The 14968-nt window shown below is 42.4% G+C and carries 10 protein-coding genes; 9 read left to right on the top strand and 1 reads right to left on the bottom strand.

Annotation, left to right across the window (positions count from 1 at the left end):
* Window positions 1–80: 80 nt before the first annotated feature.
* The 7 genes from recQ (at window position 81) to mutL (ending at window position 11515) form a co-directional block, all read left to right on the top strand.
* Window positions 81–2264: a DNA helicase RecQ gene (gene recQ, locus J5A55_RS01085; protein WP_004382318.1), complete on the top strand. Its 2184-nt coding sequence runs from the start codon at window positions 81–83 to the stop codon at window positions 2262–2264.
* A 624-nt stretch (window positions 2265–2888) separates the two neighbouring features.
* On the top strand, window positions 2889–4373 hold the full coding sequence (gene guaB / locus J5A55_RS01080) for an IMP dehydrogenase (RefSeq protein WP_004382320.1): 1485 nt from the start codon (window positions 2889–2891) through the stop codon (window positions 4371–4373).
* 75 nt (window positions 4374–4448) lie between these two features.
* Window positions 4449–5873, top strand: coding sequence for a foldase protein PrsA (locus tag J5A55_RS01075; protein WP_004382321.1), 1425 nt, complete (start codon window positions 4449–4451; stop codon window positions 5871–5873).
* Between the two features lie 19 nt (window positions 5874–5892).
* The gene (locus J5A55_RS01070) at window positions 5893–7329 is read left to right on the top strand and encodes a peptidylprolyl isomerase (RefSeq protein ID WP_004382322.1); all 1437 of its coding nucleotides are present in this window, start codon (window positions 5893–5895) and stop codon (window positions 7327–7329) included.
* A gap of 44 nt (window positions 7330–7373) precedes the next feature.
* The gene (locus J5A55_RS01065) at window positions 7374–9257 is read left to right on the top strand and encodes an OstA-like protein (protein WP_155813772.1); all 1884 of its coding nucleotides are present in this window, start codon (window positions 7374–7376) and stop codon (window positions 9255–9257) included.
* An 85-nt stretch (window positions 9258–9342) separates the two neighbouring features.
* Window positions 9343–9630, top strand: coding sequence for a hypothetical protein (locus J5A55_RS01060; RefSeq protein ID WP_039850915.1), 288 nt, complete (start codon window positions 9343–9345; stop codon window positions 9628–9630).
* 13 nt (window positions 9631–9643) lie between these two features.
* Window positions 9644–11515 (top strand): DNA mismatch repair endonuclease MutL, encoded by a 1872-nt coding sequence (gene mutL / locus J5A55_RS01055; RefSeq protein ID WP_004382325.1) that lies wholly within the window; start codon window positions 9644–9646, stop codon window positions 11513–11515.
* 341 nt (window positions 11516–11856) lie between these two features.
* Here mutL and lplA read toward each other — a convergent pair whose 3' ends face one another.
* Window positions 11857–13677, bottom strand: a complete 1821-nt coding sequence (lplA, locus tag J5A55_RS01050; protein ID WP_004382327.1) for a bifunctional lipoate--protein ligase/lipoyl synthase — start codon at window positions 13675–13677, stop codon at window positions 11857–11859.
* 440 nt (window positions 13678–14117) lie between these two features.
* On the opposite strand from lplA, the gene J5A55_RS01045 reads away from it, so the two are divergent.
* Complete coding sequence (locus J5A55_RS01045) at window positions 14118–14528, top strand: FMN-binding protein (RefSeq protein ID WP_004382329.1); 411 nt, start codon at window positions 14118–14120, stop codon at window positions 14526–14528.
* Window positions 14529–14556: 28 nt separating this feature from the next.
* Window positions 14557–14841: a putative quinol monooxygenase gene (locus J5A55_RS01040; RefSeq protein WP_004382330.1), complete on the top strand. Its 285-nt coding sequence runs from the start codon at window positions 14557–14559 to the stop codon at window positions 14839–14841.
* Window positions 14842–14968 lie beyond the last annotated feature (127 nt).

The raw sequence follows: 14968 nt of genomic DNA, 5'->3' as shown, positions 1-14968 counted from the left end.
TGTGGTGTTTTACACCGCATCAGCAGACTTCCTTTGTTTCTACTAAACCATAAACGGATAGGAAATCACCAGCTATTAACATGACAAAAGAGCTCAATCTTACCGAAAAACTTAAACATTACTTTGGCTTTGAGAAGTTCAAAGGTGATCAAGAAGCCATTATACGCAATCTTCTTGCAGGACATGATACCTTCGTGCTAATGCCTACAGGTGGTGGTAAAAGCCTGTGTTATCAACTTCCATCACTGATAATGGAGGGTACAGCTATTGTTGTTTCGCCTCTTATTGCATTAATGAAAAACCAGGTAGATGTCATCAATGGTATTAGTGAAGAGGATGGTGTGGCACATTACCTTAACTCTTCTTTAAAGAAGGCAGAGATAGATAAGGTGCGTGCTGATATTGTTTCAGGACGTACAAAACTACTTTATGTAGCCCCAGAATCTCTCAATAAAGAGGAGAATATGGCGTTTCTAAAGTCGGTGAAGATAAGTTTTTATGCGATTGATGAGGCTCATTGTATATCTGAATGGGGACACGATTTCCGTCCAGAATATCGTAAGATACGTTATGCAATAGATACTATTGGGGCTGCACCAGTCATTGCGCTCACTGCAACAGCAACCGATAAGGTGCGAACGGACATCATTCGTAGTCTTGGAATAGAGGATTGTGCCGAGTTTAAAAGCTCTTTTAATCGTCCTAATCTATACTATGAAGTACGTGCAAAGAGGAGTGATGACGATACAAGTAAGCAAATTATTAAGTTCATTAAGCAGCATACTGGCAAAAGCGGAATCATCTATTGTCTTTCACGTAAGAAGGTGGAAGAGTTGGCAGCCATCCTTCAAGCCAATGATATAAAGGCTGCGCCCTATCATGCAGGGCTCGATTCGGAAACGAGATCGAAGACTCAAGACGACTTCCTTATGGAGGAGTTGGATGTAATTGTGGCTACAATAGCATTCGGAATGGGTATTGATAAGCCTGATGTTCGCTTCGTTATCCATTATGATATACCGAAGAGTTTGGAGGGATATTACCAAGAGACTGGGCGTGCTGGGCGCGATGGTAAGGAAGGAATCTGCATTGTCTTTTATTCAAAGAACGACTTGAAGAAACTCGAGAAGTTCATGGAAGGAAAGCCCGTAGCCGAACAGGACATTGGTAGACAGCTGTTACAAGAGACTGAGGCTTATGCAGAATCGTCTGTTTGTAGGCGTAAGATGTTGCTTCATTACTTTGGTGAAGAATACCCAAAGGATAATTGCTGCATGTGTGATAACTGTCTGCATCCTAAGAAGAAGATTGAGGCAATGAATCAGCTCTTGATAGTTCTCCAAGCTGTGAAGGCTTTGAAAGAAAACTTCCGACAAGAGTATGTCATTGACTTTGTCAAAGGTAGAGCAACAGATGATCAAAAAGATCATAAGCACAACGAGCTTGATGACTTCGGTGCTGGCGAAGATGAAGACCCGAAGATATGGAATCCTGTGGTCAGACAAGCACTCTTGGCTGGTTATCTGAAGAAGGATGTTGAGAACTATGGCATATTGAAGTTGACCGCAGCAGGCAAACGCTTCATGAAGTCGCCAACGTCGTTTATGATCGTAATGGATGCCGAGTTTAAGGATGAAGAGGATGATGATACACCAATGGCGGGCACAGCAGTCCTCGATCCAGAACTTTTCTCCATGCTAAAGAACCTTCGTAAGAAGATAGCACGTAAGTTAGAAATCCCTCCATACGTCATCTTTCAGGATGTATCTTTGGAGCAGATGGCAATGATGTATCCTATCAATGAAGAGGAACTACAGAACATTCAAGGAGTAGGAGCAGGTAAGGCGAAGCGTTATGGGAAAGAGTTTTGTGAATTGATAAGGCAACATTGCGAAGAAAACCACATCGAACGTCCCGAAGAACTACGTGTGCGAACGGTCGCAAAGAAGTCTATGCAGAAGGTAAAAATCATCCAAAGCATTGACAGACAACTCCCACTTGATGACATTGCATCGGCTGAAGGACTTGATTTCGATGATCTTCTCACTAAGATTGAAGAGATCGTTTATAGTGGAACGAAGCTCAATATCGATTACTTCTTAGAGGATGTTTACGATGATGATACAATCAATGACATCTATGACTACTTCATGGACAGCGAGACAGATAGCCTTGATGTGGCAATGGAAGAGCTTGATGGCGATTATAGTGAGGAAGTCATCCGTTTGGTACGCATAAAGTTTCTGTCCGAAATGGCAAACTGATCGCATATAGAAAATATGATTTTGAATTAGAGGAAGAACTCTCCTTGATTGGAATGAATGCTTCAAAGTAGGGACAGACGCCCTCGTCTGTCCGCAAACACAGCAATGTTTCTATCAAAAAATAGGGACTATGGGCGGACAGACGAGGGCGTCTGTCCCTACTTGTGGCACTACATTCAATAGAATGAATCAGTTGTTAACCCGTTAACTCATGTACTCGTCAACTTAAAGTAATCACAATTTTGAATTGTGAATTATAAATTTTGAATTAAAGGAAGTGCTTTCTTCGATTTGAAGAAAGGCTTCCTTTGACGTGAAGAGAGGCTTTCTTTAATGTGAAGGAAGCCTCTCTTTATTTGCAACCTCTTGTCTGTTGCTAACAAGGTGATACTTCCATAGTTTTCAATCATTCGTTAGAAGGGGGATAATATGTGTAATTCTTTTATGCAGAAGAGCCTCAAAGCACTTGTTACTATGTCTTTTTTCTGTATGATATTACTGACATTCAGCAGTCGTATTAACCTGCCGTTAAATAGCTTTAATTCGATTATAGAAAATGGAGAAAAAGCCTGTCTATTTGATAATTAATTGCTAAATTTGCATGCAATAAATTTCCAAATCATTATGTCATCATTTGTTGCAGAAAAGATCAAGATGGACGGATTGACTTACGACGACGTCCTTTTAATCCCAGCTTATTCGGAAGTATTACCTAAAGAGGTACAGTTGAAAACCAAGTTTTCACGCCACATTGATCTCAATGTGCCCTTTGTTACAGCGGCAATGGACACCGTTACGGAGAGCTCAATGGCGATTGCCATCGCTCGAGAAGGTGGTATTGGTGTGATTCATAAGAACATGACTATTGAGGATCAAGCACACCAAGTTGCAATCGTGAAGAGGGCTGAAAATGGTATGATTTACGACCCACTGACTATCTTAAAAGGTAGAACTGTGAAGGATGCACTCGCGATGATGGCTGATTACCACATTGGTGGTATCCCCGTTGTAGATGAGGATAACCACTTAGTAGGCATTGTTACCAATCGAGACTTGCGTTTTGAACGCCATTTGGATAAGTTGATTGATGACGTGATGACCAAGGAGAACCTCGTTACAACACATCAACAAACCGATCTTACAGCCGCTGCGCAGATTCTTCAAGAGAATAAGATTGAAAAGTTGCCAGTAGTCGATAAGGACAATCATCTTGTAGGTCTAATTACTTATAAGGACATCACAAAGGCTAAAGATAAGCCTATGGCAAGCAAGGATGAGAAGGGGCGTTTGCGTGTCGCAGCGGGTGTTGGCGTTACAGGTGATACCATGGAGCGTGCCGAAGCATTGGTTGCTGCAGGTGTAGATGCTATCGTTATTGATACAGCTCATGGTCATTCTGCAGGTGTTATTGGTAAGTTGCATGATGTAAAGACAGCCTTCCCTAACCTTGATGTTGTAGTGGGTAATATTGCGACGGCAGAGGCAGCTAAGTTCCTTGTTGATAATGGTGCGGATGCTGTGAAAGTAGGTATTGGTCCTGGATCTATCTGTACAACACGTGTTGTAGCAGGTGTGGGTGTACCGCAGTTGACCGCTATCTACGATGTTTATAAAGCGTTGGAAGGTACTGGTGTGCCATTGATTGCTGATGGAGGATTGCGCTATTCTGGTGATGTTGTGAAGGCTTTAGCAGCTGGAGGAAGCAGTGTGATGATAGGTTCTTTGGTTGCAGGTACGGAGGAATCTCCTGGTGACACCATCATATTCAATGGTCGTAAGTTTAAGAGTTATCGTGGTATGGGTTCTTTGGAGGCTATGGAACAGAAGAATGGTTCACGTGATCGTTACTTCCAGAATGATATCCACGATGCAAAGAAACTGGTACCAGAAGGTATTGCAGGACGCGTTCCTTACAAGGGAACAGTTCAAGAAGTTATCTATCAACTTGTTGGTGGTCTCCGCTCTGGAATGGGCTATTGTGGTGCTGCATCTATCGAAGATTTGCACAATGCGAAGTTTACTCGTATCACCAACGCAGGCGTTATGGAGAGTCATCCACATGATATCACTATTACGAGTGAAGCACCAAACTACTCTCGTCCAGAGTAATTAACAGATTAATAATTAACCGCCCTCTTCTCTGTAAAAGCAGTGGAGAGGGTATGTGTGTCTTAAATAATAACAATGAAAATCAAGGCTCTTTTATTATTGTCGCTGCTATCTACCACGATGGTATTTGGGCAGAGTGACCCAACCATAATGACTATCAATGGGCAACCAGTTAGTCGTTCTGAATTTGAGTATTCATATAATAAGAACAATGCTGAAGGGGTCATTGATAAGAAGAGTATAGCCGATTATGTGGATCTGTTCATCAATTATAAGTTGAAGGTGCAAGCGGCTTTGGATGCTCGTTTAGATACATTGTCTTCCTTCAAGCAAGAGTTCCTTACCTATCGAGATCAGCAGATTCGTCCATCGTTCCTTACGAACTCTGATATTGAAAAAGCGGCTCGGGATATTTATCAAGAGACGAAGGAGAGTATTGAAGCGAATGGTGGGTTATGGTGTTGTGCACACATTCTTGTAGGATTAAATCAGCGTGCGACAAAAGAAGAAGAACTGAAAGCTAAGGTCTTGGCAGACTCTATCTATAATGCTTTACAGCATGGAGCAAACTTCGGGGAGCTGGCTAAGAAGTATTCTGCTGATCGAGAGTCTGCACAGAACGGAGGCGAGTTGCCATTGCTCCAAAAGGGGCAAACAGTACAGGAGTTTGAGCATGCTATGTTGGCATTGAAGCCTGGTGAAATGAGTAAACCAACACTTTCTCCTTATGGTTATCACATTATTAAGATGATAGCACATGAAGGATTGGCTCCTTATGATTCGTTGCATGCACGGATCTTACAGTTTATTGAGATGCGTGGATTGCGTGATCAGATTGTCGATAAGAAGTTAGATAGCCTTGTTCAGCAGGCTGGTAAGGGGGTAACTCGTGAGCAATTACTTGATAAACAACTTGCGGAACTGGAAGAGAAGGATGCTAATTTAAAGAATCTTATCCGTGAGTATTATGATGGCTTATTGATGGTTGAGATGAGTAATCGTATGGTTTGGGATAAGGCATCAGCAGATGTTACGGGCTTAGAAAACTATTTCCACAAACATAGGAAACAATATAAATGGACTGAACCACGTTTTAAAGGCATTGCTTATCATGTAAAGAATCAAGCTGACGTTGAGGCTGTGAAGGATTGTGTGAAGCGACTTCCTTTTGCACAATGGAATGATGTACTGCGTAAGACATTCAATGCTGATAGTACACTCCGCATACGTGTTGAGAAGGGAATCTTCCGTAAGGGTGATAATGATCTTGTCGATAAGCAAGTGTTTGGAATGAGTGTTCCTGTGAAAGAGATGAAGGACTTTCCTATTGGTGCAACCTATGGTAAGAAGTTGAAAGCACCAGAGTCTTTGGATGATGTACGTGCTCTTGTGGTTTCTGACTATCAAAAGGAACTTGAGAAGAAGTGGGTTGATTCATTGCGAAAGAAATATAAAGTTGTGGTTGATAAGGCTGTTCTTTCTACAGTCAATAAGCATTAAGTGATAATAAAGAAATCAGATGAAGATAAATAAATGTAAGACAGGTGCTTTGCTAATAGGCGTTACGCTTGTTGCAATGGGTTTGCATGCAGGTGCCTTTCGTGCCTCGGCACCGTTAGTTCTAACAGATTCGGTAGATACGAATCAGGTTGCTAAAGCCAACAATGTAGTCGATGAGGTGATATGGGTAGTGGGTGATGAACCGATCTTAAAGTCCGAAGTCGAGATCATGAAACTACAAGGAGAAGCAGAGGGAATGAAGTGGGATGGAGATCCAGAGTGTGTGTTGCCTGAACAAATAGCAGTGCAGAAACTTTTCCTTCATCAGGCTGCTCTTGATAGCGTAGAGGTGACTGAATCAGAGATTGCACAGGGTGTTGATCAACAAATTAACTACTGGATTTCTTTGCCACAAATAGGTTCTAAGGAGAAATTAGAGGAGTTCCAGCATAAGAGTATAGCGCAACTTAGACAAGACTTACACGATGATTATAAGAATCGTCAGTTGGTTCAGAAGATGCAAGCAAAGCTCGTTGGTGATGTGAAAGTATCACCTGCTGAAGTGCGCGAGTACTTTAGGAAGTTACCAGTGGATAGTATTCCTATGATTCCAACTACCGTTGAAGTGGAGATTCTAACACAAACTCCTAAAGTTGAGCCAGAGGAAGTTAATCGCATTAAAAACCAACTACGTGACTATACGGATCGTGTAACAAAGGGAGAAACATCCTTTGCTACGTTGGCACGTTTGTACTCCGAAGACCCTGGCTCATCGCGTCAGGGCGGTGAATTAGGTTATATGGGACGAGGTATGTTAGACCCTGCTTTCGCTGCAGTAGCATTCAACTTGACTGATCCGAAGAAGGTTTCTAAGATCGTAGAGAGCGAGTTTGGTTATCATATCATTCAATTGATTGACCGTCGAGGAGATAAGATTAATTGTCGTCATATCCTATTGAAACCTCGTGTATCAATGGCTTCTATTGATACTGCAAAAGAACGCTTAGACTCTATTGGACGTGATCTTCGCAAAGAGAAGTTCACGTTTGAGGATGCCACCGCATACCTTTCTGATGACAAAGATACGAAGAATAACCATGGACTCATGGTCAACTCATCAGGGGACGAACGCACCTCTCGCTTCAAGATGAAGGACTTACCAACGGAAGTAGCACGAGTTGTTGACACCATGAAAGTCGGTGAGATCTCTGCTCCTTTTCAGATGATTAACAATCGAGGGAAGGTCGTTTGTGCTATCGTGAAGCTAAAGAGTCGTACCGACGAACATAGAGCTACGATAACAGAAGACTTTCAAACTATGCGTGACATCGTTACTGCTCATCGTCGTCAAGAGATAATTCATGACTGGGTAGTAAGCAAGATTAAGAATACTTATGTTCGAATGAATCCTCGCTACAAGGATTGTAAGTTCAAGTATGAAGGTTGGATTAAATGACATTAGAAAACACTTATATATATAAGCTTTGCGGGCATAGAATCATGTTAATCACGATTCTATGCCTGCTTGGGTTATGCTATAACCGCCCTTCTCTGGCTCAGAAAGTGACGGAAAAGAAGGGTAGTAAGTTCTATATAGACCATACCGATAACCTTAGACACAACCAGATGTTGATGCCAGATGTGCAGATTGCAAAGGGTAATGTTCGGTTGCGTTATAAGGGAATGACGCTTAGTTGTGATAGTGCATACTTCAACGAACAGTCGAATTGGTTTAAAGCTTTCGGTAAAGTTCATGTAACTCGACCGGGTGGAGTGACGCTTGATTGTCGTCGTCTTCACTATGATGGCATGTCTCAAATGGTTCATGTTAGAGAAAAGGTTGTGGTTCGTCAGCCTGGAAAGTCGCTACGTTGTGATAGCTTAGACTATAACATGATATCGAAAGTTGCCAATTATTTCGGTGGTCGTGGAACCTTGGTTTACAATGGAAATACTGTTATAGCCGATCAAGGTGATTATAACACAGAGAGCCATGATGCGAACTTCTTTGGTAATGTTGTTATGTTTACTCCTAAGTACAGAATCACAACTCCAGAGGCACATGGTAATACAGAAACAGGCTTGGTACACGTTGTTGGCAAGTCAGTTATTCGAACAGCAAAGGGCGAAGTCGTGCATACTAACGATGGAACTTATAATAGTCGAACTGACAACATGGAGCTTAATGGTCATTCAACGATTACATCTCCAAAGCAAGATGTAGAGGGGGATAACATCGTTTATAACAGTTCGACGGGTGAAGCCGAGGGGCATGGTAATGTAAAGATAGTCGATAAGGCAAATGACAGAACCATAATAGGTCAAGATGTATTCTATAATGAGAAGACTGGTCATAGTACTGCTCGTGGTAATGTGAAGATCGATGATCGTCGACAAAAGAGAGTGATTACTGGTGATGAAGTAATCTACAATGCCAAGTCTGGATATAGTGAGGGACATGGTAATGTGAAGATTATTGATAAGCTAAACCAGCGTACAATCACTGGTCGCGATCTTACTTATAATAGTAACACTCACGAAGGAACAGGGGAAGGGAACGTCTATTATATAGACGAGAAACAGAAACATGCCTTCAAGGGGGACTATCTTCACTATACTGACTCGGCGGCTATTGCTTTTGGTGGAAAGCCTGGTCCGATTGCAAAAGACTTCTCCCAAGGTGACACACTATTTGTTCATGCCGACACAATTAGTATGAAGGGATTCTACATGAACACGCCTAAGATGTATCGTGAAATCTATGGGGTCAACAACGTGAGGGCGTTCCGCACGGATGTACAAGCCGTATGTGGATTCCTTGTTGCTAATACGAAAGACTCCTGTATGACTATGTATGACTACCCGATAGTATGGAGTGGTAACCGTCAACTTGTTGGTGATTCGATTAAGGCATACATGAATGACTCCACCATTCGACAGGCTTTTGTCTATGGTAATGCGTTCTCTATTGAAACACTTCCAGATAAGCAACACTATAATCAAATATCGTCACGTGACATGCGTGCAGACTTTGTCAATGGTGCTGTTAGGCGTGTGGACGCATGGGGGAACGTTGAGGTTGTATTCTATCATACCGATAAAGACAGTACGTTGATAGGGCATAATTACACGGAGACAGATACCCTTCGTATGTTCATAACACCCGAACGTAAATTGAAAAAAATATGGATGTCTAAGGCAGATGGTGTGATCAGTCCAATGACGCAGATCCCTCCTGATCGCCTGACATTGCCTCACTTTGAGCTTTTTGATAATGTTCGTCCAAAGGATAAGAATGATATCTTCCGTCGTGCGGCACGTAAGACGGCAGCTACCAAGCGTAATGCTCAAGTCATCTTGCCACCTCGACAACGTATAGAGTGACCCCTTGTCAACCTATTGTCGTAATCATTTACGACAATAGGTCAACTTCTCTTCACATTATTAACATCATTAACTCCTTTGAAATATGTTCTTCTTTCAATCATCAAAGCCCCGTCGTTTTCATCACGAATACATGTATGTTGACGAACGTAAAGAGTTTCTCTCGGACATAGAGAAGCGTGCGAAAAATGAGTTAGAACAGCAAGATGAGCCAAAGGAGGGGTATCGTGAGGAACTTCAAAGGCGTCTTTCTCATAGCTTGCGACCGCAAGTTTTGACACACAAACACAATCGTTTCACAGCCATGTGGGTGTCTTTGATACTCTCTGCAGGTGTTATAGCACTACTTATCTTATTCTTGTTTATTGCTTAAGCATTATTAATCAATGAGTGATATCATACAACTTTTACCCGATAGTGTAGCCAATCAGATTGCTGCGGGAGAGGTGATTCAACGCCCAGCATCCGTTATCAAGGAGCTAGTAGAGAATGCCATTGACGCTGGAGCAACGTCAATTAATGTCTTAGTAGTCGATGCGGGGCGCACATCTATTCAAGTGATTGATAACGGAAAGGGTATGTCAGAGACTGATGCACGCCTCTCTTTCGAGCGACATGCAACTTCTAAGATACGTAAGGCAGATGATCTTTTCTCACTCCATACCATGGGCTTTCGTGGAGAGGCACTTGCGTCGATTGCTGCGGTGGCGCAGATAGAATTGAAGACACGCATGGCGAATGATGATCTCGGTACTCATCTGTCTATCTCGGGTAGTCGTTTTACGAATCAGGAACCTTGTTCCTGCCCTGTAGGAAGTAATTTCTTGGTTGAGAATCTCTTCTTCAATGTACCTGCACGACGCAAGTTTTTGAAGTCGAACACCACCGAATTGAATAATATCATCAATGCTTTTGAACGCATTGTATTGGTTTATCCGCATATAGCCTTTACCTTATATAGTAATGGAACAGAGCTTTTTAATCTTCGGTCATGCAACTATAGACAGCGAATTGTTGAGGTGTTTGGGAAGAGACTGAACCAAGATCTCTTGTCAATAGACGTTGACACAAGTCTATGTCATATCCATGGCTTTGTTGGGAAACCAGAGTCTGCACGCAAGAAGACGCCCCAGCAGTACTTCTTCGTTAATGAACGTTATATGAAACACCCGTATTTTCATAAGGCGGTCATCACTGCGTTCGATCGACTTATCCCTCAGGGAGAGCAGATTCCTTACTTTCTTTATTTTGAAGTACCGCCTACGAACATTGATGTAAACATTCATCCGACAAAGACGGAGATAAAGTTTGAGAATGAGCAAGCCATCTGGCAGATTCTTTTAGCAGCTGTGAAAGAAGCCGTGGGGCGCTTTAATGATATTCCTTCGATTGACTTTGACACAGAAGGGAAGCCTGATATTCCAGTATTCGACCCTCATTCGGGAACTAAAGCACCGAAGGTTGAAATCAACCCATCGTTCAATCCCTTTAAACAAACTGCCCAACCGCAGAAGCCGAGTGTGCCAGATGGTTGGGAGGAGTTGTACTCTGGTTTGGATGGGAATGCTGAGATACGCCAGTCAAAACTCTTTGAACAAGATGATTTAGATGTTAATACGACTCCAACAGACGAGAGTTTGATTATTTCATCAGCCTCTACAACCTCTACAAACGAGTCGATGATAGAGGAAAAGTCACCTTCGCACTATCAGTATAAGGGGAGTTATATCATGACAGCGGTGAAGTCTGGCTTGATGATTATCGACCAGCACCGTGCTCATATACGCATTTTATATGAGGAGTACTTGCGCCAGTTGTCATCTCATAAGGCTCATTCGCAAAAGGTTCTATTCCCTGAAGTGGTGCAATTTACGGTATCTGACAAGTTAATCATCGATCGCATCCTCCCAGAAATGGCAGAGATGGGCTTCCAATTGGATAGTCTCGGTGGTGATAGTTATGCAGTGAATGGAGTGCCAGCAGGCATCGAAGGGCTCAATGCTGTTAGTCTTATCCAAGATATGGTGGCGTCAGCTGTGGAGAGTGGGGCAAGTGTGAAAGAAGATATCGATCGTACACTCGCTTTGAGTTTAGCACGTAATGCCGCTATTCCACAGGGTCAGGTGTTGACCAATAGTGAGATGGATAACCTTGTGAATGAGCTTTTCACTTGTGAAAATGTCAATTACACGCCATCTGGCGAACCGATTATTGCGGTTATGAAGCAGCATGATATTGAACATTTGTTTGATAGTTAAGAAGTGTAGACAGCATTATTCGCAACCTAAGTAGCACCCCAAAGTAGGGACAGACGCCCTCGTCTGTCCGCCAAATGTGGTATGTATCAATGGAAACAGGGATTTTGAGCGGACAGACGAGGGCGTCTGTCCCTACTTTGGGGTGGCGTTACAGCCCCCTTGTTCCTATATTTCCTCTATCATAGAAATATGTCATTAAAACAGCATGTCATTATGTCTTTATGTCTAAAAACACGCCTCTTCTATCTTAGAAATATGTCATTAAAAGAACATGTCATTGTGTCATTCTGTCTAAAACCATGTCTGTAAGGGGTGGGGAATAGCCTATTCTCAACCTTGTTTTACCCCTCTGCAGCATGATAAGAAGAGCGAACCAGCGGTCCACTCACCACATGCTTGAATCCTTTCTCTAATGCAATGCGCTTGTAATTGGCAAATTGTTCGGGTGTAATATAAGCTGATACGGGGAGATGGTGGGCTGTTGGTTGAAGGTACTGACCCAAGGTTAGACGCTTACAACCCGTTTTGAGAATGTCATCCATCGTCTCTAATATCTCCTCGTGGGTCTCCCCTAAGCCCAACATAAAGCCTGTTTTGGCTGTAATACCGCACTTCGTAATCTCATGCAACACCTCCAAACTTCGGTCATAGCGTGCTACAGAGCGCACGGAAGGCGTCAGTCGGCGTACAGTCTCCATGTTATGACCAGCCACATGAGGCTTTGTTGCCATCACCTGACGTATGAGTTCGGCTTTACCCATAAAGTCAGGGATAAGTAGTTCGACCTTTGTTTCGGGGTTCAAACGCTGTATTTCCTTGATTGTCTGTACCCAATGTGCAGCTCCATAATCGTCTAAATCGTCACGATCCACCGATGTGATGACGGCATAACGCAGTCCTAAAGCCTTGATGGATTCGGCTACTCTTGTTGGTTCGTTGCTATCTAATGCTCTTGGTCGCCCACTCAAAGTGTTGCAGAAACGGCATTTTCTGGTGCAGATATCGCCCCCAATCATCAGAGTTGCCGTGCGTGCCATCCAACATTCAGCCCTGTTTGGACATAACCCACTCGTACAGATGGTGTTCATGTGGTGTTTCGACAAGATTCCAGCAGTCTCGCCAGTTGACTTCTTCGATGTTAGATCTATCTTCAACCACTCTGGTTTCATCACGTGTGGTTTGCGTCCAAAGAGCAAGCGGAGTAGTTGTGAGAGTTGAAAGCCACGTATGATAGTCGACAAATCAGTGTTTTCTAAAATATTTTCAACAGCCTCTCTCGTAAACTCCACGCCCTTCAATGGTTTTAGAAGAGCGTTATCAATATCTCCAAGGAGGAAATAATCGCCCATCAAATTGATGTTTACAATCGTGTTATTCTTTAGTTCTATGTGCGCTTCCAGTGTTCCCACACCCTCGAAACGATGCTTTTTTACAATAGAATATTTCGGATTTTTGCCATAAACAAAGCTGTCGGAGGCTAACTCCTGTTCGATTCTTTCAATTCCCTGCATATCCTCTTCGGTCAATTCTAACACCTCACTATGGCAGAATTGCTGTTGGGCATAGCGCATGAAGTCAGTTATTTCGATGTCAGTATATTGTGATACGTTGGTAACACGTTGCCTAACAGAATCAATTCCCTTGCTCTTGAGCTTCGCAAGTGAGGGTGTGAGCGCATTTGAAAGATGCGATAGTTGTGTGTTGAAAAGTAATGAATTATGCAGAACACTGCGATTGTTAAGTTGATAAAAAGCACATCCTGAAACCTTTGTATCGTTGATGAGGATGTCATTTCGCCCTGATAACTGTGCGTCGATACCAATACTTTGTAGCAAATTAGTCATGCGATTCATATATTGAACGAAGGCTTCATTCGCATTAGAGAGGCGTGAGATATACGAAAACTGTATGCACCCTTCATCGGCATAGATACATCCTCCACCGCTCTTACGCCTGAATATGTCGATAGAATGTGCCTTGCAATGATCAACGTTCACCTCATTTTCAATCAGTTGATTGCGCCCTAACATTACAGTAGGGGGCACACGCCATGCCAAGAAATAATCATCATCGGGGTAATGATGGGCTACGTATTCTTCGACAGCAAAATAGAAAGGTAGCTGGTGAGGCTTATCTTGTTTAGGTAACAGTATATATTTCATTGTTTGGTATTGATAGATACTGCTTACAAATGTACGAACTTTTAGAAAAAGAGACGAAGTATTAGGAATAAAAAAGCAAATGATTCTGTTGTTGATGGTTATGCCTTGTGATATTGATAAGTTCTTTCTATTTTTGAAGAGATGCCCGTTTATGTGGGTGCGGATGGGTTCCCTATGTTTGAAAAGGGGTTCTCTTGAGTTTATTTTTAGTTTATTTTTTCTTCGTTGTTCGTTTGTTTTCTTATTAAAAATAGACTATTTTTTCTTATAGGGAAGCCTCTTTTACGCTATTTTTAGGTTCTGTCTGCGATATAGAAAGTGGTTTATATGCTTATAAGTAGGTGTGTTCTACCATTAAAAAAACAAAAACATCGTGTTAGAAACATAGTTTTTCGTATATTTGCAAGCACACAGATAACAAATAGATAAAGGTAAAAATAATGTTGAATAAGAAGTTTCTTTCAGCTACCTTCATAGCTTTAGCAATTACAGGTAGCGTTGCTTTTGCTGCAGTCCAGCAGGGAAAGGTGATGTATAAACAAGCAGATGGAACATACGTAGTGAACACCACGACCCTAACTCCAAATGTAAAGGGATTTAAGGGGGCTACTCCTGTGGAGGTTTATATCAAGAATAACAAGGTTGTAAAGGTTGTTCCATTGGCAAATCATGAGTCACCTCGATACTTCAACACGGTGAAGCAGAACCTACTCCCTAAGTTTGAAGGAATGAAAGTGGCTAAGGCTGCAAAGGCAGAGCAGGTTGATGGTGCAACAGGTGCTACATTCTCTTCACGTGCAATAAAGGCTAATGTGGCTGCTGCAGTGGCTTATTACAAGAAGAATAAGTAAAGTTTTATCGACTAAATAAGTAGAAATTATGATCAGATTAAACGCTTTTTTCAAGGTAAAAGAGGGTGTTACGACAACTCAAGTGAAGGCTCTTGCAGACGAGTTAGTGGAAATCTCTCGCAAAGATGAGGGCAACAAAGGTTACGATCTGTTTGAGAGTGCAACCCAACCGGGTGTTTTCATGTTTTGTGAAACATGGGAGAATAAGGTTTGCTTAGCCCATCATGCCCGTTCAGAGCACTTCACTCGCATTGTTCCAGAGATTGAGAAGCTGACGGAAGGAGGCTTAAGTATAGAACAGTTTGAGCGTTAAAAAAGCTTCACCCCCGCCCCCTCTCCGACTGGAGAGGGGAGTAGATAGTACTAAATCTTGCGTTCGTTCGATAGAATAAAGATTATTCCTTTGGGAGGTATCGTACGTCTATTATAAAAGTAAAAGA

This window comes from Prevotella veroralis, assembly GCF_018127765.1.
In the GTDB taxonomy this organism is placed as follows: domain Bacteria; phylum Bacteroidota; class Bacteroidia; order Bacteroidales; family Bacteroidaceae; genus Prevotella; species Prevotella veroralis.
The sequence above is the reverse complement of the archived record's forward strand: the minus strand, read 5'-3'. Positions and strand labels throughout refer to the sequence as shown.

Coding starts and splice junctions, on each gene's coding strand:
- recQ (WP_004382318.1), top strand. CDS start 81: ATGACAAAAGAGCTCAATCTTACCGAAAAACTTAAACATTACTTTGGC.
- mutL (WP_004382325.1), top strand. CDS start 9,644: ATGAGTGATATCATACAACTTTTACCCGATAGTGTAGCCAATCAGATT.
- J5A55_RS01075 (WP_004382321.1), top strand. CDS start 4,449: ATGAAAATCAAGGCTCTTTTATTATTGTCGCTGCTATCTACCACGATG.
- J5A55_RS01065 (WP_155813772.1), top strand. CDS start 7,374: ATGTTAATCACGATTCTATGCCTGCTTGGGTTATGCTATAACCGCCCT.
- lplA (WP_004382327.1), bottom strand. CDS start 13,677: ATGAAATATATACTGTTACCTAAACAAGATAAGCCTCACCAGCTACCT.
- J5A55_RS01060 (WP_039850915.1), top strand. CDS start 9,343: ATGTTCTTCTTTCAATCATCAAAGCCCCGTCGTTTTCATCACGAATAC.
- guaB (WP_004382320.1), top strand. CDS start 2,889: ATGTCATCATTTGTTGCAGAAAAGATCAAGATGGACGGATTGACTTAC.
- J5A55_RS01070 (WP_004382322.1), top strand. CDS start 5,893: ATGAAGATAAATAAATGTAAGACAGGTGCTTTGCTAATAGGCGTTACG.
- J5A55_RS01045 (WP_004382329.1), top strand. CDS start 14,118: ATGTTGAATAAGAAGTTTCTTTCAGCTACCTTCATAGCTTTAGCAATT.
- J5A55_RS01040 (WP_004382330.1), top strand. CDS start 14,557: ATGATCAGATTAAACGCTTTTTTCAAGGTAAAAGAGGGTGTTACGACA.